The organism is Niallia sp. FSL W8-0954 (assembly GCF_038005605.1).
Lineage (GTDB): Bacteria > Bacillota > Bacilli > Bacillales > Cytobacillaceae > Niallia > Niallia circulans_A.
Genome location: NZ_JBBOTN010000001.1, coordinates 57,065 through 82,382 on the forward strand (window position 1 = coordinate 57,065; position 25,318 = coordinate 82,382).

24 protein-coding genes and 1 tRNA gene are annotated in these 25,318 nt (G+C 35.7%); 24 read left to right on the forward strand and 1 reads right to left on the reverse strand.

Annotated features, from left to right (window positions below):
* The first annotated feature begins 1 nt into the window (after position 1).
* The 23 genes from yabG (at position 2) to NX902_RS00405 (ending at position 22,065) form a co-directional block, all read left to right on the forward strand.
* Entirely contained in the window at positions 2–886 is an 885-nt protein-coding gene (gene yabG / locus NX902_RS00295; RefSeq protein WP_095333975.1) for a sporulation peptidase YabG, read from the forward strand.
* Positions 887–1,200: 314 nt separating this feature from the next.
* Positions 1,201–1,464: a biofilm formation stimulator Veg gene (gene veg / locus NX902_RS00300; protein WP_016204729.1), complete on the forward strand. Its 264-nt coding sequence runs from the start codon at positions 1,201–1,203 to the stop codon at positions 1,462–1,464.
* Positions 1,465–1,662: 198 nt separating this feature from the next.
* A complete protein-coding gene (locus tag NX902_RS00305; RefSeq protein ID WP_016204730.1) occupies positions 1,663–1,845 on the forward strand; it encodes a small, acid-soluble spore protein, alpha/beta type in 183 nt (60 codons plus the stop codon).
* Between the two features lie 418 nt (positions 1,846–2,263).
* Positions 2,264–3,133, forward strand: coding sequence for a 4-(cytidine 5'-diphospho)-2-C-methyl-D-erythritol kinase (ispE, locus tag NX902_RS00310; protein ID WP_095334005.1), 870 nt, complete (start codon positions 2,264–2,266; stop codon positions 3,131–3,133).
* Positions 3,134–3,188: 55 nt separating this feature from the next.
* Entirely contained in the window at positions 3,189–4,010 is an 822-nt protein-coding gene (purR, locus tag NX902_RS00315; RefSeq protein ID WP_095333973.1) for a pur operon repressor, read from the forward strand.
* Positions 4,011–4,030: 20 nt separating this feature from the next.
* Positions 4,031–4,405: a RidA family protein gene (locus NX902_RS00320; RefSeq protein WP_095333972.1), complete on the forward strand. Its 375-nt coding sequence runs from the start codon at positions 4,031–4,033 to the stop codon at positions 4,403–4,405.
* Between the two features lie 185 nt (positions 4,406–4,590).
* Positions 4,591–4,881, forward strand: coding sequence for a septation regulator SpoVG (spoVG, locus tag NX902_RS00325; RefSeq protein ID WP_026574035.1), 291 nt, complete (start codon positions 4,591–4,593; stop codon positions 4,879–4,881).
* Positions 4,882–5,182: 301 nt separating this feature from the next.
* Positions 5,183–6,541: a bifunctional UDP-N-acetylglucosamine diphosphorylase/glucosamine-1-phosphate N-acetyltransferase GlmU gene (glmU, locus tag NX902_RS00330; protein WP_095333970.1), complete on the forward strand. Its 1,359-nt coding sequence runs from the start codon at positions 5,183–5,185 to the stop codon at positions 6,539–6,541.
* Positions 6,542–6,626: 85 nt separating this feature from the next.
* Positions 6,627–7,583 carry a ribose-phosphate diphosphokinase gene (locus NX902_RS00335; protein ID WP_047944366.1) on the forward strand — a complete coding sequence of 319 codons (957 nt, stop codon included), beginning with the start codon at positions 6,627–6,629 and terminating at the stop codon, positions 7,581–7,583.
* Between the two features lie 169 nt (positions 7,584–7,752).
* The gene (locus NX902_RS00340; protein ID WP_095333968.1) at positions 7,753–8,394 is read left to right on the forward strand and encodes a 50S ribosomal protein L25/general stress protein Ctc; all 642 of its coding nucleotides are present in this window, start codon (positions 7,753–7,755) and stop codon (positions 8,392–8,394) included.
* Positions 8,395–8,547: 153 nt separating this feature from the next.
* A complete protein-coding gene (gene pth / locus NX902_RS00345; RefSeq protein WP_095333966.1) occupies positions 8,548–9,111 on the forward strand; it encodes an aminoacyl-tRNA hydrolase in 564 nt (187 codons plus the stop codon).
* Between the two features lie 89 nt (positions 9,112–9,200).
* Positions 9,201–9,431, forward strand: a complete 231-nt coding sequence (locus NX902_RS00350) for an anti-sigma-F factor Fin family protein (RefSeq protein WP_095333964.1) — start codon at positions 9,201–9,203, stop codon at positions 9,429–9,431.
* A gap of 426 nt (positions 9,432–9,857) precedes the next feature.
* Positions 9,858–13,397 (forward strand): transcription-repair coupling factor, encoded by a 3,540-nt coding sequence (gene mfd, locus NX902_RS00355; RefSeq protein ID WP_123260154.1) that lies wholly within the window; start codon positions 9,858–9,860, stop codon positions 13,395–13,397.
* 616 nt (positions 13,398–14,013) lie between these two features.
* The gene (gene spoVT, locus NX902_RS00360; protein ID WP_047944373.1) at positions 14,014–14,550 is read left to right on the forward strand and encodes a stage V sporulation protein T; all 537 of its coding nucleotides are present in this window, start codon (positions 14,014–14,016) and stop codon (positions 14,548–14,550) included.
* Positions 14,551–14,717: 167 nt separating this feature from the next.
* Entirely contained in the window at positions 14,718–15,101 is a 384-nt protein-coding gene (locus tag NX902_RS00365; RefSeq protein ID WP_328588027.1) for a GntR family transcriptional regulator, read from the forward strand.
* Positions 15,102–15,104: 3 nt separating this feature from the next.
* The gene (locus tag NX902_RS00370) at positions 15,105–16,205 is read left to right on the forward strand and encodes a DUF1648 domain-containing protein (RefSeq protein WP_235850358.1); all 1,101 of its coding nucleotides are present in this window, start codon (positions 15,105–15,107) and stop codon (positions 16,203–16,205) included.
* 458 nt (positions 16,206–16,663) lie between these two features.
* Entirely contained in the window at positions 16,664–18,274 is a 1,611-nt protein-coding gene (locus NX902_RS00375) for a putative polysaccharide biosynthesis protein (RefSeq protein ID WP_341160488.1), read from the forward strand.
* A gap of 1 nt (position 18,275) precedes the next feature.
* A complete protein-coding gene (gene mazG / locus NX902_RS00380) occupies positions 18,276–19,733 on the forward strand; it encodes a nucleoside triphosphate pyrophosphohydrolase (protein WP_341123508.1) in 1,458 nt (485 codons plus the stop codon).
* A 21-nt stretch (positions 19,734–19,754) separates the two neighbouring features.
* On the forward strand, positions 19,755–20,012 hold the full coding sequence (locus NX902_RS00385) for an RNA-binding S4 domain-containing protein (RefSeq protein ID WP_016204747.1): 258 nt from the start codon (positions 19,755–19,757) through the stop codon (positions 20,010–20,012).
* Between the two features lie 135 nt (positions 20,013–20,147).
* A complete protein-coding gene (gene yabP, locus NX902_RS00390) occupies positions 20,148–20,453 on the forward strand; it encodes a sporulation protein YabP (protein ID WP_095333955.1) in 306 nt (101 codons plus the stop codon).
* Entirely contained in the window at positions 20,450–21,073 is a 624-nt protein-coding gene (gene yabQ / locus NX902_RS00395) for a spore cortex biosynthesis protein YabQ (RefSeq protein WP_095333953.1), read from the forward strand. The genes yabP and yabQ overlap by 4 nt, the downstream gene beginning before the upstream one ends.
* Before the next feature lie 19 nt (positions 21,074–21,092).
* Entirely contained in the window at positions 21,093–21,488 is a 396-nt protein-coding gene (locus NX902_RS00400; protein ID WP_095333951.1) for an FtsB family cell division protein, read from the forward strand.
* Between the two features lie 94 nt (positions 21,489–21,582).
* The gene (locus tag NX902_RS00405; protein WP_047944385.1) at positions 21,583–22,065 is read left to right on the forward strand and encodes a S1 domain-containing RNA-binding protein; all 483 of its coding nucleotides are present in this window, start codon (positions 21,583–21,585) and stop codon (positions 22,063–22,065) included.
* A 175-nt stretch (positions 22,066–22,240) separates the two neighbouring features.
* Here NX902_RS00405 and NX902_RS00410 read toward each other — a convergent pair.
* A tRNA-Met gene (locus NX902_RS00410) sits at positions 22,241–22,314 on the reverse strand.
* Between the two features lie 403 nt (positions 22,315–22,717).
* Here NX902_RS00410 and spoIIE point away from each other — a divergent pair.
* Positions 22,718–25,195 (forward strand): stage II sporulation protein E, encoded by a 2,478-nt coding sequence (gene spoIIE / locus NX902_RS00415; protein WP_123258668.1) that lies wholly within the window; start codon positions 22,718–22,720, stop codon positions 25,193–25,195.
* Positions 25,196–25,318: the final 123 nt, after the last annotated feature.

Here is a 25,318-nt window from a genome sequence, read left to right on the forward strand (position 1 = left end):
AGTGACTATAAATATCATGGATATCGTCGGTAGAGAGTCTTATCAATGTGATTTATTGTTTCGAATAATTGACATGAAAGAGGTAAATGGCCAAAAAATTGCCATTCTTTATGGAGAAGATTTTCGCTTGATTGCAGATGCTCCATATGAGGATTTAGTATTAATTAATCAACCGATGCAACGAAAAATTTCCCAAAAGGTTCAGTTAATGGAGGAACAATCTCTCCAATTATTTCGACAAGATGTGAATCTTTTGCGAAGAAAGCAGGAGTATCAAGTAACAGAAGCTTATAGCAAGCCTTCTAACTATTTTCAATTACCGGGTAAAGTACTCCATATTGATGGAGATCCCAACTATTTGAAAAAGTGTCTCACTTTATACGAAAAAATTGGGATACCCGTCAATGGAGTGCACTGCAATGAAAAAGAGATGCCAAGTAAAATAGGCAGTCTTTTGGATTACTATCGCCCTGATATACTGGTTATAACAGGTCATGATGCTTATTCTAAAGCACTAGGAGACAAAAGTGATATTAATGCATACCGACACTCTAAATACTTTGTACAGACCGTCAGAGAGGCGAGAAAGAAGCTTCCTAATCTGGATCAGTTAGTTATTTTTGCTGGTGCTTGTCAATCCCACTTTGAATCCCTTATTTATGCAGGAGCTAATTTTGCAAGTTCCCCCTCAAGAGTAAATATTCATGCCCTTGATCCAGTTTATATCGTTGCCAAGATAAGCTTTACACCTTTTATGGAAAGGGTAAACGTTTGGGATGTTTTAAGGAATACATTAACGGGTGAAAAGGGACTAGGTGGAATTGAAACAAAGGGAGTACTGCGAACAGGCATGCCATATCATGTAGATTCGGCGGAAGAGGTGTAACAAAGACAGAAGCATTTAAATATTACACACAGGATAAGGTATGCTTTTACCCTTTAATAAATGGTGGGCTATCTGGATTCTGTGTGTTTTTAGCTAGAAGATGCTTTATTTCCTTTGAAAGATATAAGTAGTTGAAAAAAATTGAAATTTTCTACATATTTATGCTCACTTTGTGCAAACTATCTTTGTTGAAAAATTGGAGAAAAATAAGAATAAAAAATATTGACAACTTCTAAAAAAGACTGTTATAATTTATGTTTTTATTTGACTCTGTTGTGTCAGTATGATATACTTTACACAGTGAGGTGGACCGAATGGCAAAAACATTATCAGATATAAAAAAAGCTCTTGATTCAAATTTAGGAAAAAGACTTATGCTGAAGGCAAATGGCGGTCGTCGGAAGACAATTGAACGTTCAGGAGTATTAGCAGAGACTTATCCATCTGTGTTTGTAGTGGAGTTAGATCAGGATGAAAATGCATTTGAACGTGTATCATACAGCTATGCAGATGTTTTAACAGAAACGGTTCAAATTACCTTCTTCGAGGATACATCAGGACAAATTGCTTTAAGCTAACTATTATTGCTTGAAAGCATTAAGCGGCAGTGAACTATTTGTTTGCTGCTTTTTTCATGGAGAAAAATAATGATTTGCAAATAAAGATGATTGCAGATGTATAAATAAGCATATGTTTTGGCAACAAATAGATAACATGAAAAACTAGTGATGGATACATACTAAGCTTACCGTGGGTGATGAAAGGAGAGATTCACTTTGGGTAGACGAAAAGGAATTATGTCTGAAGGATTGAAGGAAGAATTAGCAAAAGAGCTTGGTTTCTATGATGTAGTCCAGAAAGAGGGCTGGGGCGGTATTCGTGCAAGAGACGCAGGGAATATGGTCAAAAGGGCAATAGAAATAGCAGAGCAAAGTCTTCTTACTCAAAATAAAGAGTAATGTGTAACTTCGAAATTCACTTTACGTCCATCTTATTTGTACGATAATCAAATTGGATTTACCCACGGCAATTTATAGAATCTATCATTAGCGTATATCTATATTATCGATTAAATAGTATAGATATAAGGAGTTAATGATAGATTCTTTTTTTATTCAAGGATGATGGGGAGTAAGAGCTCACCTCAATTGTTGATAAATTATAGGAAAACACAATCTCAATTGTATGTAAGAGAATAATTTGTGGTAAAATCACTATATCTATATAGAAGATTAGATGAGCATAAAGCTTGTTAGGCACGGAATAAGGGTAAGATAAAGTTCGTCTAGCCTACTATTATTATCTCCTTTAAGGAAAATCCTCTTTCGTTAGTTGGAGAAAAAAGTAAATGATGAAATTGTTAAGTGGGTGGAAATATTGAAGCTTTTGGTGAAAGCGCCAGCTAAAATCAATTTGTCATTAGATGTGCTTCATAAGAGACCAGATGGGTATCATGAAGTAGAAATGATTATGACGACAATTGATTTAGCAGATAGAATTGAGCTAGCATTGTTAGATAACGATGTAATAAAAATAGTTTCTCTTAATAGGTTTGTTCCTGATGACCAAAGAAATCTTGCTTATCAGGCAGCAAGTATATTAAAGGAAAAGTTTGATGTGAAAAAAGGCGTAGAAATTAAAATTGAGAAACATATTCCTGTTGCAGCAGGTCTTGCTGGAGGAAGCAGCGATGCAGCGGCAGTATTACGCGGTTTAAATAAGTTATGGGATTTAGGATTAACATTAGATGAATTAGCTGTCATTGGAGCTGAAATTGGGTCTGATGTGTCTTTTTGCGTCTATGGGGGCACTGCCCTTGCAACTGGAAGAGGGGAAATCATTAAGGAGTTGCCTGCGCCACCAGTGTGCTGGGTTATTTTAGCAAAACCATTTATTGGTGTATCAACAGCTGATATTTATAAAAGACTAGATATTGAGACAATTGAGCATCCCAATACGGAGAAAATGATTGAGTCCATTTCAGCGAAAGATTATGATCTTATGTGTAATAGCGTTGGGAATGTGTTAGAGAATGTTACTCTATCCTTATACCCAGAGGTTGCTCAAATTAAAGAACAAATTTGCAAATTTGGTGCAGATGCTGTTCTTATGAGCGGAAGTGGACCCACTGTTTTTGGATTGATTCAACATGATTCAAGGATGAATCGGGTTTACAATGGTTTGAGAGGATTTTGTGATCAAGTATTTGCGGTTCGAATGATTGGGCAACGACATACTCTTGATTAAATCCGTATAATAATGTAAAATTGTCTTTAAATATTCGGATTTTGGGGGTTCAGTTATGAAATTTCGTCGTAGTGAGCGTTTAATAGACATGACGAATTACTTGCTGGAGCATCCTAGGCAGTTAGTATCTCTTTCTTACTTTGCAGAAAAGTACGGTGCAGCCAAGTCTTCAATCAGTGAAGATTTGGCTATTGTTAAAGAAACATTTGAGCAAAGAGGAATAGGGACTTTACATACATTGCCAGGAGCAGCCGGTGGAGTAAAGTATCAAGTAAAAGTCAGTGATGAAGCAGCGAAACCATTTGTTGAGGAGCTTTGTGATTTGATAAAAAGTCCAGAAAGGCTTTTGCCCGGCGGATATCTATATATGAATGATATTCTGGGAAATACGACTATCATGCAAAAAGTGGGAAGACTGTTTGCCTCTGCTTTTGCTGATACGGATATTGATGTGGTCATGACAGTTGCTACTAAAGGGATTCCTTTGGCATATGCAGTTGGAACTTATTTAAATGTTCCGGTAGTTATGGTTAGAAGAGACAGTAAAGTAACAGAAGGCTCCACGGTGAGTATTAATTATGTTTCTGGTTCTACAAAAAGAATCCAAACGATGCTGCTTTCTAAAAGAAGTTTAGAAGATGGCTCAAAAGTATTGATTGTGGATGACTTTATGAAAGCTGGCGGTACCATCAATGGTATGATTAGTCTATTAGAGGAATTCAATGCAAGCGTTGCAGGAATCGCAGTATTAGTAGAAGCAGAGGAAGCAGAGGAAAGACTAGTGGATGATTATTTATCACTAGTAAAATTATCCGGTGTTGATGTAAAAGAAAAGAAAATTTCTGTGGAAAATGGTAATTATTTCGACAAAAAGTAACTCTTAGGGGGAAAAGACAAATGAAAGTTGTTCAAACAAGTAACGCACCAGCAGCTATCGGACCGTATTCTCAAGGGATTATTGTGAATAATTTATTTTTCAGTTCTGGTCAAATTCCTTTAACTGCAGAAGGTACCTTAGTAGAGGGAGACGTGCAGACACAGACACATCAAGTATTCAAAAATTTAGCAGCCGTCCTTAAAGAGGCAGGAGCATCCTTTGAAACGGTTGTGAAGGCAACGGTGTTTATTAAAAATATGGAAGACTTTCAAGCAATCAATGAAGTATATGGAGAATATTTCTCTACACATAAGCCCGCTCGTTCATGTGTAGAAGTAGCTAGACTTCCTAAGGATGTATTAGTTGAAATCGAAGTTATCGCACTTTGTAAATAAGTTACTTCATAAAGGAAGATAGTCGGAGATTAAGTGGAAAAACAGAAGATTTTATCACTTTTAGGCACTTTTTCTTTATTTTATTCCTAAATATTCTAAAAAATTTCATCTTTAAAGAAGGAGTTATGAGAATTCTGTTGAATTTAATAACTAGATTTTATCTTCTAGTAAAGGTGGTGAACAGGATGGAAGTAACTGATGTAAGGCTACGCCGAGTTAACACGGATGGACGTATGAGAGCTATTGCCTCTATTACACTAGATAATGAATTTGTTGTTCACGATATTAGGGTAATTGACGGAAATAATGGACTATTTGTAGCGATGCCAAGTAAACGAACTCCAGATGGTGAGTTTAGGGATATCGCTCATCCAATTAACTCTGGTACAAGAGGAAAAATCCAGGAAGCAGTTTTGGCAGAATACCACCGCCTGGGTGAATTAGAAATTGAATTTGAAGAAGCTGGAGCTTCCTAAAATAATCTGCAGCTAGAGCCTACTTCCTAAGAGTAAGGCTCTTTTTTTATTCCTATTTCTCTCCTATTTACCCCTTGATTTTCCAATGAAAACAATTTGTTCTTCTAGTATCATAAAAGAGATAAGTTTTTTTTATTTTTCATGGTTGTTGGAAGTAGTTCTCCGTATAAAAAAGGAAAATGTTACAATTAATAAACAGCTTTTATAAAGAAGCGTACATAAAATGTGAATCCTTCCTTGAAATCAAGAGTTATTTAAGATATATTTTTTAGTGGATAAAAAGGTTATTGGAGGCCTGTGAATGACAACTCGTTACGCAGTGATTTTAGCCGCAGGACAGGGTACTAGAATGAAGTCAAAACTTTATAAAGTACTTCATCCTGTTTGTGGGAAACCGATGGTACAGCACGTTGTAGATCAAGTGGAAAAGCTACAAATGGATTCAATCGTAACAGTAATTGGCCACGGTTCAGAAAAAGTAAAAGCACAGCTTGGCAATAGTGTTAAATACGTAAATCAAAAAGAACAGCTTGGAACGGCACATGCAGTAATACAAGCAAAAGATCTTCTTGTAGACAAAGAAGGAGTGACACTTGTTATATGTGGGGATACGCCTCTCATGACAAGTGAAACGATAGAAGCGCTCTTTTTACACCATGAGAAAGTAGGAGCGAAGGCAACCATTTTAACGGCAAAGGCAAGTAAGCCAGATGGGTACGGCAGAATCATTCGTAATTCAATGGGCGTAGTAGAGAAAATCGTAGAACACAAGGATGCAACGGATGAAGAAAGAAAAATAACAGAAATTAACACAGGTACCTATGTATTTGATAATGCTCTATTATTTCAGGCTTTAGATAATGTTTCCAATGAAAATGTTCAAGGAGAGTATTATCTGCCAGACGTTATCGAGATTTTAAAACAGCAGGGAGAAACTGTAAGTGCATTCCAAACCACAGATTTCAATGAAACAATTGGTGTGAATGATCGGATTGCTTTATCTGAAGCAGAATCAATCATGAGAAAGCGAATCAATGAACAGCATATGCGCAATGGCGTAACAATTATTGATCCGACCAATACTTATATTGGAGCAGACGTAATGATTAAAGAGGATACAGTTATATACCCTGGAAGTATGATTAAAGGAAATACTGTAATAGGTTCAGATTGTATTATTGGGCCAAATACAGAAATAAATAATTGTTCAGTGGGAAATAATACGGCTATTAAACAATCTGTTGCTCACGATAGCAGCATTGGGTCTGATGTGAATATTGGACCGTTTGCCCATATTCGTCCAGCCTCTATGATTGATGATGAAGTGAAAATTGGAAACTTTGTTGAAATCAAGAAAGCGACATTTGGAAAAGGCAGTAAGGCATCACATTTAAGTTATATTGGAGATGCGAATGTTGGTAGTGATGTCAATATTGGCTGTGGTACCATTACAGTTAATTATGATGGAAAAAAGAAGTTTTTGACGACGATAGAAGATGGCGCATTTATTGGATGCAATTCCAATTTGATTGCACCTGTCACAGTTGGTAAGGGTGCTTATGTTGCAGCAGGCTCCACCATTACAGATAACGTTCCTTCTGAGGCACTTTCAATTGCCCGTGCACGTCAAGTTAATAAAGAGAATTATAAACGTAAATAAATAGGTTAAAAGGAAGAATAATTCGTTTAATAGATATGTTTCATTCTTCGTACTATAAGTGGAAAAAGACCAGTGGAGGTTCAGCATGCCAGTTAAGAATTTAGATCCAAATTTGAAGGTATTCAGTTTAAACTCTAATCCTGCCTTAGCGCAGGAAATTGCCGATTCAATTGGAGTAGAATTAGGGAAATGTTCAGTAACACGTTTTAGCGATGGTGAAATTCAAATTAATATTGAGGAAAGTATCCGTGGTTGTGACGTATATGTTATTCAGTCAACAAGTGCACCCGTTAACGAACATATTATGGAGTTATTAATTATGATTGATGCATTGAAGCGTGCCTCAGCTAAGACGATTAACCTAGTAATTCCTTATTATGGGTATGCTAGACAAGATAGAAAAGCAAGAGCACGAGAACCAATTACAGCGAAATTAGTTGCCAATTTATTAGAGACAGCTGGAGCAACTCGTGTTATTACATTAGACTTGCATGCACCACAAATTCAAGGTTTCTTTGATATTCCGATTGATCACTTAATGGGTGTGCCAATCCTTGGTAATTACTTCAGTCAACGAGAATTTGATGGAGAGCTTGTTATTGTTTCTCCAGATCATGGTGGGGTTACAAGAGCAAGAAAACTTGCAGAACGATTAAAGGCGCCAATTGCTATTATTGATAAAAGACGTCCAAAGCCAAATGTTGCGGAAGTAATGAATATTGTTGGTAATATTGAAGGGAAAATTGCTATCCTTATTGATGATATTATTGATACAGCAGGTACCATTACACTTGGTGCCAATGCTCTAGCAGAAAATGGAGCAAAAGAGGTTTATGCTTGCTGTACACATCCTGTTTTGTCAGGACCTGCAATGGAGAGAATTAACAATTCTAAAATCAAAGAATTAGTTGTAACAAACTCAATTGAATTGGGTGAAAAGAAACTTTCAGCTAATGTTATTCAATTATCAGTTGCTGATCTATTAGGTGAAGCAATTTTACGTGTTCATCAAGATCAATCAGTAAGTTTCTTATTTGATTGATAAAACCCTTTATATCATTCTAATTAGTCGCTTGTCTAAAAGGCAGGCGGCTATTAGTATTGTGCCTTTCTTTTAAACAGATAGTAAATTCTTTATGTTTAAATATCTTCCATTTAGGGCATTTTTTATATAAGAGTGTTCATTTGATAAAATAATGGAAGGTGAAATCATGACAACTACTTTACAGGCAAAAAAACGTACGATGGACAAACATTCAAGCTTAACAAAATTAAGAAATAATGGAGAAATTCCAGGTATCGTTTATGGATCAAAAGTAGAAAATACGGCTATTTCCTTGAGTGAGGCTAATTTCTTGAAAACGATTCGTGAAGTTGGGAGAAATGGCGTTATTTCACTAGATATTGATGGGGAAAATTATAATGTCGTTTTAAATGAGTATGATGCTGATCCAATTAAGCGAGGCATTATACATGTGGACTTTTTAGCGGTAGACTTATCGAAGGCTATCAGCGCACCAGTAAAAGTATCTTTAGTGGGGGATGCTGCTGGAGTAAAGGATGGTGGCGTTATGCAGCAGGCTTTACACGAAGTAACAGTTACAGCAAAGCCTAATGATATACCATCTAGTATTGACATTGATGTAACAGAGCTTCAGGTAGGAGATACGATTACTATCGAAGATGTGAAGGGTTATGATAAAATAGAAATTAACCATGAAAAAGAGGAAGTAATAGCATCAATTCTTGCACCGAGACAGGAAGAAGAGATTAGTACAGGAGAACAACAAGAAGAAGGTATGCCGGATAATGTAGAAGGCAGAGAAACAGAGCCGGAAACAGCTGAAGAATAATCCGATTTATCAAAATGTATTCTCCCTGTACGTTTTTAGAAAGGGATTTCTAGAAAAGCAAAAGCAAGAAAAAGGTTTGACCGATTAGCATTCTAATGGCCAAACCTTTTTCTTGTATGATATAAGTATAGAATGAAAAGCAGGGGGATTCATATGAAATTAATTGTAGGCCTTGGTAACCCAGGGAAGCAATATGATAGAACAAGACATAATATTGGATTTGAAGTAATTGATTTTTTATCAAGTCATTATAATATTCCATTAGATAAGGCAAAATTCAAAGGGAATTATGGAATTGGAGTTATTGGCGGTGAAAAAGTGATTTTATTAAAGCCGCTTACATATATGAATCTTTCTGGGGAGTCTATTCGCCCCATTATGGATTACTATGATCTAGTGCCAGAAGATTTAGTCGTTATTTATGATGATCTAGATCTGCCAGTCGGAAGAATCCGACTTCGACAAAAAGGGAGCTCTGGCGGACATAATGGGATTAAGTCAACTATTCTTCATGTTGGTACAGAAAAATTCAATCGTATAAGAGTTGGAATTGATCGTCCTAAAAACGGAATGAAAGTAGTTGATTATGTCCTTGGGAAATTTACGAAAGAAGAAATGGATATATTAGAGGGAACCATTAAAAAATGTGCAGATGCGTGTGCGCAATGGGCAGAAGAACCCTTTTTGCAAGTAATGAATAAATATAATATCCAGTAAGATAGAGAATCATCCGCTTATTTTGGTTATATTTACATCCGAATAGGTGAATACTAGCAATATTAATGTGCTAGTAAGGAGGCCTAGGGATGGCTATACATTATCATTGCAGACATTGTGGTGTGCATATGGGAACACTTGATGCAGAATCCATTGCAGCAAATCGCTTAGGATTTGATCATTTATCAGATGAAGATCGATCAGAAATGATTCAATATCATCAAACAGGTGATATTGAGGTAAAGTCTATTTGTGAAGATTGCCAAGAGTCATTGTCAAAAAACCCTGGCTACTATGAAAATGATTATTTGATTCATTAGAGGAGATTTGGCTGTTTTTTAATTCGGGAAAAGCTTTGGAATAATCCAAAGCATTTTTCCGTTGTCTATATATTTGTTTTCTTGCGGATAGCAGGAATATAGGCAAGATATCTCGTATATAACAACATTAAGGAGTATTTTCTTTAACCTTTTTTTAAATGATGCCATGATAAGCACGGTTCCATTCTGCTTAAGGGGGCATGAACTGAAGGATTAATAGTAACTATGTCATTAATCACGAAATAAATAGATTGCAATCATAATTATTTCTTGTAAGATAAGAACAAATTACCAGAAATGGATGCACGTTGAAAATAAAAAGAGCTAGCGAGCAGGCAGTCATATACTTTACTAAAAAAATAAGATAAAACTAGCTCAACACCACTTTTATGGTGTCTTTTGCTTTCGAATGGGAGGGAAAATTTTTTGTTAGGGCTAAAACAATTATTTAAACAGCAAGAAGATATACAAAATGTCATTTCAGGACTAGAAGCTGGGTTACATGAACAATTGGTTTCAGGACTTTCCAATTCAGCACGTACTCTATATATGACTTCAATTTATGAAAAAACAAAAAAGCCATTACTAATTGTGACTCATAATTTATTACAGGCGCAAAAACTATACGATGATATTACCAATATTGTGGATGAAAAGGATGTTTTTCTCTATCCTGCAAATGAGTTAATTGCAGCTGAAATTAGTATTGCAAGTCCAGAATTAAAGGCTCAGCGTATAGAGGTATTGAATTATTGGGCGAAAAAAAAGTCGGGAATCATGATTGCGCCAGTAGCAGGTCTGAGAAAGCTACTTCCTCCAAAAAAGTTATGGAAGGAAGCTCAGCTAAAACTTGAGATTGGGCAAGATCTTGATTTAGAAGCCTTTTTATTAAAGCTTGTTCATATGGGATATGTACGCTCGGAGATGGTTTCATCGCCGGGAGAATTTAGTGTGCGCGGTGGAATTTTAGATATTTATCCATTAACGGAGGAAGATCCGCTCCGGATTGAATTATTTGATACAGAAATTGATTCGATTAGAGCCTTTTCACTTGAAGATCAACGTTCGAAGGAAAAAAAGGAAAACGTTAGCATTGGACCAGCGACAGAAATTCTTTATGATGAGAATGCAGTCGGCGACTTGCTGGCTATGTTGGAAAAAGGCTTAGCCCAAAGCTTAAAGAAAATAAAAGATGAAGCGACAAAGACGTTACTGACCCAAAATATTAGTAGGGAAATGGAACAGCTAAGAAATGGGCAAAAGCCAGAACAATTATATAAATACTTATCCATTCTTTATGGAGAGCATATCAGTTTAATAGATTATTTACCGAATAACGGTTTTTTAATTGTCGATGAAATTAGTAGAGTGCAAGAAATGAATGACACGCTTGAGAAAGAGGAAGCTGATTGGTATACAAGCTTGTTAGGTGAGGGAGAAATTATTCATGGGTTAACCTTATCGCAGAGTATCAATCATCTTTTACATCAGGCAAAACAGCCCATTGTCTACTTATCTTTATTTTTACGCCATGTGCCAAATACTAATCCGCAAAATATCATAAATGTTTCTTGTAAACAAATGCAGAATTTCCACGGGCAAATGAATGTTTTGAAGACAGAAATGGAAAGGTGGAAAAAAAATCATTACACCGTTGTTCTGCTTGGTAATAGTGAGGAACGCTTAGAAAAGTTAGAGCAAGTTCTTCAAGATTATGATATGGAAGTAATGATTCAAAAAAATGCTAAGAAGATTTCTGAAGGGAAAATTCAATTATTAGAAGGACATCTTCAGTCAGGCTTCGAGCTTCCTATCCTAAAATTAGCGGTAATAACAGAAGAAGAACTATTTAAGACAAAGACTAAAAAGATATCCAAAAGAAGACAAAAGCTGACAAATGCAGAGCGTATTAAGAGCTACTCTGAGTTAAATGTTGGTGACTATGTAGTCCATGTTAACCATGGTATTGGTAAATATCTTGGGATTGAAACACTTCAAATTAATGGTGTCCACAAGGATTACCTACATTTGCGATATCAAGGAAATGATAAGTTATACGTTCCTGTTGAGCAGATTGATTTGGTCCAAAAATATGTTGGATCAGAGAGCAAAGAACCAAAGATATACAAATTGGGCGGTAACGATTGGAAGAAAGTAAAGAAAAAGGTAGAGTCTTCTGTTCAGGATATAGCGGATGATCTTATTAAGCTATATGCAGAAAGAGAGGCTTCTGTTGGTTATGCCTTCTCTCCGGATGGAGAAATGCAGCGAGAATTTGAAAGTGCATTTGCCTACCAGGAAACAGAGGATCAATTACGGTCTATTCATGAGATTAAAAAAGACATGGAAAGAGAAAGACCGATGGATCGCCTTCTTTGTGGAGATGTTGGTTATGGGAAAACAGAGGTTGCAATCAGAGCGGCTTTTAAAGCGATAGCGGATGGAAAGCAAGTAGCCTTCTTGGTTCCAACAACTATTTTAGCGCAACAGCATTATGAAACATTGAGAGAGCGTTTTCAGGATTATCCAATTGAAATTGGTTTACTCAGCAGATTTAGAACGAGAAAACAGCAAAATGACACGCTAAAAGGTCTTAAAGCGGGAACAATTGATATTGTCGTAGGAACGCATCGGATTTTATCAAAGGATATCTCTTATCGAGATTTAGGTTTATTGATTATCGATGAGGAACAACGCTTTGGTGTAACGCATAAAGAGAAAATAAAACAATTAAAAACCAACATTGATGTATTGACGCTAACGGCTACACCAATTCCAAGAACACTCCATATGTCTATGCTAGGTGTACGTGACTTATCAGTTATCGAGACCCCTCCTGAAAATAGATTCCCTATTCAAACCTATGTAATGGAGTATAACGGTGGGCTTGTAAGAGAAGCGATTGAAAGAGAACTTGCTAGAAATGGCCAAATTTATTTTCTGTATAACCGGGTAGAAGACATTGAGAGAAAGGCTGAGGAAATTTCAATGTTGGTGCCTGACGCTAGAGTTACTTATGCTCATGGGAAAATGACAGAAAATGAATTGGAATCAGTAATGCTTGGGTTTTTAGAAGGGGAATATGATGTTTTAGTAAGTACGACGATTATTGAAACAGGAGTAGATATACCAAATGTAAATACACTAATTGTCCAGGATGCAGATCGTATGGGGTTGTCGCAATTATACCAATTACGAGGAAGGGTTGGACGTTCGAATCGAGTAGCTTATGCATATTTTACGTATAAGAAGGATAAAGTTCTAACAGAAGTTGCGGAAAAGAGATTGCAGGCAATTAAAGAGTTTACGGAATTAGGATCTGGCTTTAAAATTGCTATGCGTGATTTGACTATTCGTGGTGCTGGAAATCTTCTCGGTGCCCAACAACATGGATTTATTGATTCAGTTGGGTTTGATTTATACTCTCAAATGCTAAAAGAAGCCATTGAAGAGAGAAAAGGAACAATTAGTGATGAACAAAGGCAGACGATTGAAATTGACCTAGATATAGATGCCTATATTCCTGATTTTTACATTAATGATGGACAGCAAAAAATTGAAATGTATAAACGCTTTAGAGGTGTTACTTCCTTAGAGGATATGGAAGAGCTAAGAGAAGAATTAATTGATCGTTTTGGAGACTATCCAGAAGAAGTTTCGTATCTTTTCAAAATCACAGAAATGAAGATTTATGGAAAGCAAGCAGGAGTAGAATTGATCAAGCAGACGAAGGATGAAGTTCTTATTTTATTATCGGAACATGGAAGCGATCGAATGGATGGCCAAAAAATATTTGAGAAAAGTTCTAAGTATGGTCGAATGATTGGTCTTGGTATGGAAGGAAGAAAATTAAAAATGATCTTCCATGTAAAAGGTGTCGAAAAAGAAAAGTGGCTGAAAGCTTGCCATGAAATGGTAGAAGCATTAAATACATTTAAAAAAGAACCAGAACAAGTAACTAAATAATGGGGACGAACTTCCTTACAGTCTTGTAATAGGAGCGTAAGTATCCCCAAACAAGAGAAACCCGAGTAATTATACGGATGCTAATAAAATTTCGTATAATCATTTGGGTTTTTCGTTTTCAAAAATCTAAAGTCCTCTAATTCGGATAAGTGTTCTCTATTGGCTTATATAAATACTATAAACCAGTCATTATTTAAATCGTTATATAGAGTGCTTATCTTTCCCCACTAGCTAACTTGTTTGTGCCGCCCGTCCTTCCTGTTCCTATTTTATAAAGAAAATTGCGTTAATAGGATGTTTAATATAGGGGGACAAGGGTATAAACAATATAGATAACAATAGTAGATTTTCCTTTGAATGACATCTAAGTAAATACAGGAATAAATAAATGATTTATCCCAATATGGGAGTCAAGATTGATAATATGGTAAATCTTTTTCCTTCGTGAAATATTCAAAAAGGAAAATAAAGCTACCTAGAGAAAATTTTGCATGATTAATGTATAGAACTTACCATATGAAAGATACTATGTTTAAATATGGTGAACATTTCATGTATAGTGAGAATGCTTTCGCCAATTTTAAAAAATCATCTGATGAAAGTGAGGCAACACGGAATGAAAGCAACTGGAATTGTGCGTCGAATCGATGATTTGGGTCGTGTCGTTATCCCAAAAGAAATCAGAAGAACATTACGAATTCGCGAAGGGGACCCATTAGAGATTTTTGTTGATCGAGATGGAGAAGTTATTTTAAAGAAATATTCACCTATAAGTGAATTAAGCGATTTTGCTAAGGAATATGCAGAGGCTCTCTATGATAGTTTAGGAAATGCTGTGCTAATTTGTGATAGAGATTCCTACATCGCTGTTTCGGGTGGATCGAAAAAGGACTATTTAAATAAGAACATTAGTAGTGTAGTGGAAAAGGCCATGGAGGATAGAGGGTCCATTCTGATGAATCAACAAGATCAAGTATCCTTAGTTGATGGTACTACTGAAACGATTTCTGCCTATACTATTGGTCCTATTATTGCAAATGGTGATCCAATTGGGGCGGTTGTCATTTTCGCAAAAGAGGACTCACTTGGTGATGTAGAGAAAAAGGCAGTAGAAACCGCAGCAGGATTTTTAGCTCGCCAAATGGAATCATAAGGTTTACCTAACAATTTTACTAAAGCATAAATTTTAAAGTCGGCAAACTCGAAAAAGAGTTGTCGACTTTTTTCATTTACGAATAGAATAGACTCTATGATGAAAATTGTTCTATTAAACGTAGAACAAATCTGTTATAATAAGAATATAACAGTATGAGGTGATTAATGATGTATATACAAATAAATCCTGAATTGGAAATGCCCATCTATGAACAACTTACCATGCAAATCATGATAGGGATAATTAGGCAAGAATTACAGAATGGTGATGTGTTACCATCTGTTCGTTCACTGGCCGCTGATTTAGGTGTCAATATGCATACTGTGAATAAAAGTTATCATGCTCTCGAAAAAAAGGGGCTCATTCAAATTATTCCTAAATCTGGTGCAATCATTCGAACAAACAATGGGATTCCAACCCAAGAAGAGCAGGGCAGAATTTCAAATAGCCTAAAACCAATGATTGTGGAAGCTTTAGTAATAGGAATGAAGGAAAAAGAAATAACGGGGTTAATACAATCCATTATCCATAAATTAAAGGAGGAATAAAATATGGAGACCATTATTTTTATTAGTATGATCATCATAACTGTTTTTTTTGAAGCTGCTATGCCTTTTCTAGTACGAAAAACAGTTGTATTTGGGGTAACCATTCCCAACAAACAAGTAAATAATCCGCAAATTTCAACCTATAAAAGACGATATTCTCTCTTGGTTATCATTCCTTCTCTTATTGGAATTATTGCTTATTATATTTGGCAAGCTGCGAATAATATTCAAGCAGATCAAGTAGCGATTGGTGGAACCGTTTTGCTGTTTGCTATTTTGTTTTGGAGTTTAAGTCTCTACTTTTATTTTCACGGAAAAATGATGGCACTAAAAGCAGAGAACAAGTGGGAGGCGGAGCTAAAAGAAATAAATATAACAGAAATTGGAGTTAGACAAAAGGATGAGATGCTCCCGTGGTATGTTTTTCTTATTCCAATAATTATTACGGTAGGATTTTTGATCTTTACGGCAACACAGTATCATTTATTACCAGCGGAAATTCCTGTACACTGGGGATTGTCTGGAAAAGCTGATCGATTTACGAAGAAGACGCCTATATCTGGTGTGTCCATGCTACTGATTTTACTGGTTATGCAGATTATGTTCTTAAGCATAAACAGCGCCACTAAAAAATCAGGGATTAAAATAAGTGCCAATAATAAACATGCATCTAAGCTTAGACAGCTAAAGTATCGCAAATATACAAGCTGGTTTTTCCTTCTTACGTCTATTGCTATAACAGTTCTTATTATATTGTTACAATTAACTATTTTATACGATAATATCTTCAGTGATCACTTAGTCTTTCTTATTCCAATTATTATTACCTTATCTATATTAATTGGGGCAATTTTATTTACGATTAAATTAGAAAGATTAAATCGCGGAGCAGAGGGGGAAGAACAGGACACCAAAGAAATCTCATCTTTTGATGGGGATAGCTATTGGAAGGGTGGTTTAATTTATTTTAATAAAAGCGATCCTTCTATTTTTGTAGAGAAGCGTTTTGGTGTTGGTTGGACATTGAACTTTGCGAATCCAATTGGGTATGTCATTGTTTTTGTTCCATTGCTAATTATTATCTTACTAAGCATTATAGAATAAAGGAATTGTTTTTAGGCTGCTGGTACAAAACAAAATATATAATGGATAAAGAAAAAATTAGACACATTATTTTAACCTATGGTCTGAGTTCAATATTCTATTGGACACAGACCATTTAGTTTTTAAGCAAACTAACATTACTAGGAAAAACGGAGCAGGCTGAATACACGTAGACTCCTATGGGAGGCTTGGCGCTCGCCCCAGGGAAAGTAAAGTGTATTCAGGCTGCGGGTGATCACCACAAACCTTCTTTCTTGAAATTAATTAACCCCCGAACAATTATACGTACACACAAAAAATTTCGTGTAATTGTTCGGAGTTAAAGTTAATTGAAATACTTATATCCCACCGTCTTCTTTTTGTGTTAATATATGGAAAAAGTATTATGTACAAGGATACATCTTCCATCTAACTATGCTATAATACTAGCGAAAGTAATTATGGAAGGAGCTAGACATGTGAAGACTTCGCAATCAAATGTCTGGTTTAAAGGCGCTTTTATTCTTATGATAGCTGCCTTAATAACTAAAGTACTAAGTGCTGTATATCGAATACCGTTTCAAAATATTGTCGGTGATAAAGGCTTTTATATCTATCAGCAGGTTTATCCTTTCTATGGGGTAATCATTGCTTTATCTACATATGGTTTTCCAGTTGTACTATCAAAATTGTATATGGAAATGAAAGTAGAGGGGAATCAATCGGGTATAAATAGACTTGTGAGTTCCTCTTTTTTCTTATTTGTTCCCATTGGAATGATAGCTTTTCTGGCTTTGTTTTTTAATGCAGGGAGACTAGCTTCATGGATGGGGGATCCTTATTTGGCATCCTTATTGAAGGTTATTTCTTTTGCGTTTCTGTTTTCCCCTTTGATCGCTATTTTGAGAGGGATTTTCCAAGGGGAGGGAAATATGATTCCGACTGCAGTTTCACAGGTGGGCGAACAATTAATCAGAGTAGGGATTATTCTGTTTGTCGCTGTGTTTTTTTCTTATCAAAATTACTCCTTATATGCCATTGGGTCAGGTGCTATGTTTGGCTCTGTTGTCGGAGGCTTACTCTCCTTGTTCGTCTTAATCTATTTTTATAGGAAATCCGCCCTTTCTTTTTCCCTGTTTCGCTTTTCGCTTCTTTTTGAAAAGGAGAATCGTATTCTTTGTAAAAGAATACTATATGAGGGCATAACTATTTCTATTAGTAGTATGCTTTTAGTGTTATTGCAATTAGCGGATTCATTGAATTTATATTCGTTATTAATGGAAAATGGCATGGCTGATGAAAAGGCCAAAGTAATGAAGGGAATTTATGATAGAGGGCAGCCGCTCATACAAATTGGAAGTATCATTTCTACTTCGATGGCTTTAAGTATTGTCCCTCTTATTACAAAGAATCGCCAAAAAACAAGTAAGAAAGATCTTATGAGAAATATTCATTTTTCTCTTATAGTTAGTTTTTTTATTGGACTTGGAGCAACAGTAGGACTAATTGGTATCATTCGAGAGACAAACAGCATGCTGTTTAAGAATGATGCCGGTTCAGAGGTTCTTACTGTTCTGTTTTTTGTAATATTTCTTAATGCAATTATTGCAACGATAATGGCCATCCTGCAAGGATTAGGGCATTCTTTCTATCCAGCTGTTTTGATTGTATTAGGCTTTATAGGGAAGTATGTTCTTAACATCATACTTATTTCTTCTTTTGGGATATATGGAGCAGCCTATGCATCACTTATTGTATTATCTATTATTCTAATTTTAATGGCAGTAAAATTAAAAAAAATAGTCAAAGAGCCGCTTATTAGTATAAGGCAAGTAATGATTATAAGTGGTGCGAGTTTAGTTATGTTACTTGTGCTTAGAGGGTATATACCACTTTCTTCTCTACTGCTTGAAGGGATAGAGCATAACAGGATAAAAAGCGCTATTCAAGCAGTATCTGGAGTAGTAATAGGTGGAATAATATATGTGGTTATAGTGGTACGAGGAAATGTTTTTAAAGAAAAGGAATTATCTTTATTACCGTTAGGAAGTAAACTAAAATGGTTTTTACCGAAAAAAGGAAGGAAATAAAATGAGTCAAATAAAAATTATTGGATTAGGCGCAGGAGATATAAACCAGCTGCCGTTGGGCGTTTATCGCAGCTTAGTTGATGAGAATAAGACTATATATGTACGAACGAAGGATCATCCTGTTCTCTCTATGCTTGAGCAAGAAGGAATAACCTTTTATTCCTTTGATTCTATTTATGAAAAACATAATCAATTTGATGCTGTATATGAAGAGATTGTTGAATTTCTATTAGAGAAAGCAAAAGAAACGGATATTGTCTATGCTGTTCCAGGTCACCCGCTTGTTGCAGAAAAAACGGTACAAATCTTAATAGAAAAAGATAAAGAAGGAATGGCCTCTATCGAAATTGCTGGTGGTCAAAGCTTCTTAGACAGTATTTTCCAGGCGTTGCGAATCGATCCAATCGAAGGATTCCAGCTGCTAGATGGAACTGCTCTTAATCGAGCAAGTATTCAGCTTAGAAATCATTTGATTATTGGCCAGGTATATGATACTTTTTCTGCATCGGAAGTGAAGTTAACCTTGTTGGATATTCTCCCGCATGATTATCCAATTAAAGTTGTTACTGCAGCTGGAAGTAGTCTAGAAAAGATAAAAGAAATAGAGCTGCATGAGTTAGATAGAGAGGTAGACTTAAATAATTTAACAAGCATATATGTACCACCTGTTCAAGAAGAAAAGATCTTATATAAAGACTTTTCTCAGCTGAGACAGATAATAGCGGAGCTTCGTGGACCAAATGGCTGCCCATGGGATAAAAAACAAACTCATGAAAGCTTACGAAAATATTTATTGGAAGAAAGCTATGAATTAATTGAAGCCATTAATGAAGGAGATATTGACCACATTATTGAAGAGCTTGGAGACGTGTTATTGCAAGTGATGCTTCATAGTCAAATTGGAGAAGACGAGGGATATTTTTCAATTGATGATGTAGTGGAAGGGATTTCCGATAAAATGATTCGTAGACATCCACATGTATTTGGAGAAGAACAAGCAGATTCTGTTGATGATGTGATGAAGCACTGGCAAAACGCGAAAAAACGAGAAGTGAAAACGGACAGGGAGTCTGTTTTAGAAGGATTAAATAGTGCGTTACCTAATTTGATGCAAGCTTACGAACTGCAAAAAAGAGCGGCAAAAGTAGGGTTTGATTGGCCGAATGCAGAAGGAGCTTGGGAAAAGGTAAAAGAGGAAATTCTGGAGTTTCAAGAGGAATTAAAAGAGATTAATAATAATGTACAAATAGAAAGTGAATTTGGCGATATTTTGTTTTCGCTTGTAAATATTGCTAGGTTTTATAAAGTAGATCCAGAATTAGCCATCTTCCGGACAAACAAAAAGTTTATTGAGCGCTTTTCTTATATAGAAGAAAGGGTAAAAGAGTCTGAGAAGGAATGGAGCCAAATGAGTTTAGAAGAATTAGACGGCTTTTGGAATGAAGCAAAGAAAAAATAACAACGTGAAGGAGCTATTAGAATGAGACTAGATAAATTCTTGAAAATTTCGCGCTTAATCAAACGAAGAACATTGGCAAAGGAAGTTGCGGATCAAGGAAGAATTTTAGTGAATGGACAGCAGGCGAAAGCAAGCACCAATGTAAAGGTCGGTGATGAGCTGCAGGTTCGTTTTGGGCAAAAGCTAGTTACAGCTAAGGTGGAAATGTTGCAGGAATCCACGAAGAAAGAAGATGCTGCCAATATGTATAAAATAATTAAAGAAGAAACACTTTCATAAGTTTAGTAATCGAAATAGATGGCAATAAACAAAGTAGAGTTCTTTTCTTCGCCTATAAGGCTTGTTCTAAAATAAGGATTCCTCACATATATTTGTACAAGTAGAGATTGTACTAATGGATTGTGAGGGATAATGATGAGCCAATATCATGAATCAAATATGACGAAAAGTAATAATACGGTAGACCATGATGTGATCATGAGAGGAAGAAAGCTGCTCGATATTACGGGAGTAAAGCAAGTAGAGAGTTTTGATAACGAAGAATTTATATTAGAGACAGTAATGGGATTTTTATCTATTCGTGGTCAAAATCTGCAAATGAAAAACCTTGATGTAGAAAAGGGAATCGTCTCTATTAAAGGTAAAGTATTTGATTTAGTTTATGTAGACGATCAAAGTGGAGATAAGGCTAAGGGATTCTTTAGCAAGATATTCCGATGACACTATCTACACAATTTATGACCATGCTGGCTATGGTTAGCATGGGTCTATTCTTTGGTATAAGTTTAGATACATATCAATACTTCTTGAAAAGGCCAAAAAGGAAAAGAAGTATTGTCTTTATTCATGATATCCTTTTTTGGGTTTTGCAAGCTCTTCTTATGTTTTATGTTCTTTTCCTAGTAAACAAAGGAGAAGTTCGCATTTATTTGGTCCTAGCATTGCTATTAGGTTTTGCTATGTATAAAAGTTTGTTTCAAACTCTTTATCTTCAATTATTAAAAGGAATCATTTCTTTTTGCGTCCATACTTATCGTTTTTTCCTTAGAGTAGGAGTAAATATTGTATACAAGCCAATTAAATCTATCATTTTCTTCCTTTTTTCGATAATAATTGCTCTGGGCAGGGGACTTATGGCACTTGTCAGTGGTATAATTAGGACATTAAGATTTATTATAGGGATACTCTTTAAACCAATTGAATGGCTTTTATCTCTACTGTGGCTAATTGTGCCGAAAAAGGGTAAATTATTCGTCGAGAGAATTTTTAATAAATTGGCAGGATATTACTTTAAAATAAAGAACTATTTGAAACAATGGATGGCTAAAAGAAAAAAATAATGGAAAGGAGGAGCCTCATATGAGTGCTATAAGAAAACCAGATGTTACAACATTTCCAACAGAATATAATTTACAGCATCAAGCTAATAGTCTTAGTGGAGCTAGAAAGAAAAAGCTATTGATGCGCAGGCTGACAACGTTCTTCGTATGTGCTGCTGTTATTGGCTTTATTATGATTTCCACACTCATATCACAAAGCTCCACTTTAAAAGAGAAAAGAGCAGAGAAAGAACAGTTAGATGGACAACTTGTTGCATTAGAAAAGAAAGAAGCAGACCTAAAAGACCAAATTGCTAAGTTAAATGATGAAGAGTATTTAGCTAAATTAGCAAGGAAAGACTTATTACTTTCAAAAAAAGGGGAAATTATTTTTAATATCCCTGAAAAAGATGCAAAAAACACAACTGGAAAATAATAAGGTTGGCAGTAATATTGACACTCTTTTTTTCCATTCTGTATAATATAAGTAAGTACGATTTTTTATATCCTTAAGGAGGCAAAACTTTTTTATGTCAATCGAAGTAGGCAGCAAGTTACAAGGAAAGGTAACAGGAATTACTAATTTTGGTGCGTTTGTTGAGCTCCCAGAAGGCGCAACAGGTCTTGTTCATATTAGTGAGGTCGCAGACAATTATGTAAAAGACATTAATGATCATTTAAAAGTAGGCGATGAAGTCGAAGTGAAAGTGATTAATGTCGAGAAAGATGGAAAAATTGGACTATCTATTAAGAAAGCAAAAGATAGACCAGAAAGACCCGAGAGACCAGAAAGACCACAATACGAACGCGGAGAAAGAAGAGAATCAAGAGGCGGCTATTCCGGTGGGAATTCTCAAAGGTCACGTAATGCAAAATCAAATGAAAATCGTGCTCCTAAAGAGAATTTCGAATCGAAAATGGCTCGTTTCTTAAAAGACAGTGAAGATCGATTAGCTTCTCTGAAACGAAATACTGAGTCGAAACGCGGGGGAAGAGGCGCTAGACGAGGGTAACTTGCTGCTGAATAACCAAATAGATAGCAGGGTTTATCGTTTATATATTCCCATAGCTTAGGCAAGCCAATTTGGCTTGCTTTTTATATTTTATAGGAAGTTTGTCTGTTTAGCTATTCCCGTAAAAAGAACACAAAAAAACCACGTAAAAATTTTTACGTGGGTTTTTTTGTGATAGCGGCGGAGGGGATCGAACCCCCGACCTCACGGGTATGAACCGTACGCTCTAGCCAGCTGAGCTACACCGCCATAATATTAACAAGACAATTAATATAATACAAATAAATAATCGCAATGTCAATAGATTTTAGACATTTATTTAATATGTTAGTATGGTGTATGTTTAAGCACTTGTTAATGAGTTGAAAGACCAAAAAGCATATTGCATGAAATGACAAAAATAAGCAATAAATATAAAAAAGTGACTGTAGAAAAGATCATTTATATTAAGATTGTCTGTTGGTAAGGCTGACTAATTATAAAGTAACTTCTTTTTGCTTGATAGAAGGAATCTATCGAATTTTGTATTTCCATAAAAAAATGGAGGAAAGAAGTCGAGCGAAAGATTGGAACTGCTTCGTTATTTTGACAAACTTTTAAATAACTAGCTTCTATAATGTGGAGCAACGATACTTGTTAGGGAGTGTGGTTTATGGAGAAAGTGGAAAGGGATATAATCGATCCGATTGGTGAAGTTGATTTTGGGAAGTCGCGAGATAGCTTCAGTACATTAGTTCATAAATTTTATACAAAAGTAGAAAACTTCTTTTTAGTAAAAGGCTTTTTATTGTTGATTCTCGGATTTTTACTTGGACGAGCTTTAATATTAGGACAACTTACCCCTTTTGCTCTTCCATTTTTTGCGGCAGTATATCTATCAAGGAAAGATAAAGCACCACTCGCGCTTATTGGATTAATAGCCGGCGCTGCTACTTTAGGGGTAACAGAGGCAGCTTCTAACTTTGTCTTATCTTTCTTATTTTTGATTAGCTATAAAATTATTTTAAATTGGAAAAATAAAGAGCAGCAACTTGTCCCATTATTTGTGTTTGGACTAGTCTTTTTAGGCAGCTTAGTGAAAGCCTATCTTTTAACAAATGGTTTTACACTGTATGGTGGAATGTTAGCGTTTGTAGAAGGAAGTCTTGGCTATATACTTACATTAATTTTTTTACAAAGTCTGCCGTTACTTACGGTCAATAAAAGAAGACAAGCCCTTAAAACAGAAGAAATTGTCTGTCTTATCATTATGCTAGCTTCTATTATGACTGGAACAATTGGCTGGGCCGTTTATGGCTTATCGATTGAACATATTATGTCTCGTTATTTAGTTCTCCTATTTTCCTTTATGGCAGGGGCCACTATTGGCTCGACTGTTGGCGTTGTGACCGGATTAATTTTTAGTCTTGCAAGCATTTCTAGCTTCTATCATATGAGCTTATTGGCTTTCTCTGGTCTTCTAGGTGGATTGCTGAAAGAAGGAAAGAAAATCGGTGTAGCACTTGGTTTATTTATTGCCACTCTCCTTATTGGCATGTATGGAGAAGGTGGTGGCGTCCTATCTGTTTCGTTAATGGAAACAACTATAGCTGTTTTCCTGTTTCTTATGACACCGAGAAGTTTAACCTCACGCATAGCAAAGCATATACCAGGAACAGCAGAATATTCCCAAGAACAACAGCAATATATGAGAAAAATGAGAGATGTAACAGCTCAAAGAGTATCTCAATTCTCCAATGTATTTCAAGCACTCTCTAAAAGTTTTTCTTCCCCAAATATAAGTGAAATGATAGAGGAAGAGGATAAGGAGCTAGATTACTTTTTAAGCAATGTGACAGAAAAGACGTGTCAGACATGTTTTCGTAAAGAACATTGCTGGGCACGTAACTTTAATACAACCTATGATTATATGAAAGATATTATGACTGAAATGGCTGATACTGGTGGAAATATTTCCACTAGTCTTCAAAGGGAGTGGGATAAACATTGTACAAGGTCGAAGAAGGTGACGGATGCAATCCATCAAGAATTGACATTGTACCAGGCAAACCAAAAATTAAAAAAACAAGTCCAGGAAAGCAGGAAATTAGTTGCAGATCAATTGCTTGGTGTATCTGAGGTAATGGGTGATTTTGCAAAAGAAATTCAAAGAGAAAGAGAAAATCACTACAAACAGGAGGAATTAATCCTAGAAGCTATTCAAGAGTTTGGCATTCATATTGAAAATGTTGAAATATACAGCTTGGAACAAGGAAATGTAGATATCGATATCACTATTCCATACAACACAGGCTATGGAGAATGTGAAAAACTAATTGCGCCAATGCTATCGGATATTCTTGGCGAGACCATTATTGTAAATAAAGAGGAGGTATCTGAGTACTCCAAAGATTATAGTCATGCAACATTCCGGTCAGCGAAAGCTTATACAATAGAGACTGGTGTTGCGCATGCAGCAAAGGATGGCGGGTTTATTTCAGGAGATAGCTACTCTACTATTGAACTAGGTTTAGGTAAATACGCTATGGCAATTAGTGATGGAATGGGAAATGGGAAGCGGGCCCATGTAGAAAGCGAAGAGACCCTTCAATTATTGCAAAAAATTCTGCAATCAGGAATTGAAGAACAAGTAGCGATAAAATCAATTAATTCCATTCTATCTTTGCGAACAACAGATGAAATTTTTTCTACACTGGATTTAGCAATGATTGATCTCCAAAACGCAGCGGTTAAATTTCTGAAAATTGGCTCTACACCTAGTTTCATCAAAAGAGGTTCAAAGGTTATGAAAATACAGGCAAGTAATCTGCCAATGGGAATTCTCCAAGAATTTGATGTGGATGTTGTGAGTGAACAATTAAAGGCTGGAGATCTTCTCATTATGATGAGTGACGGTGTGTTTGAAGGACCAAAACATGTTGAGAACTTTGAGATTTGGATGAAGAGAAAAATTAAGGAATTGAAAACAGAGAACCCTCAAGAGGTAGCAGATTTAATTATGGAGGAGGTTATCCGATCTCGCTTAGGCTTAATTGAAGACGACATGACCGTGTTAGTTGCGAAAATTGACCATAATATTCCGAAGTGGGCGTCCATTCCAGTAAAAGGTTTTAAGCAAATCGCAAACTAAATGTGATCGTTTAAAATGGTCTTTCTAGTTTTATATAAATTTAAAGGACTAACATTCAGTAGGAGAAAAACACTGTGTGTTAGTTTTTATTATACTAATCTGTTTATTCTTGGAAAAGGTATA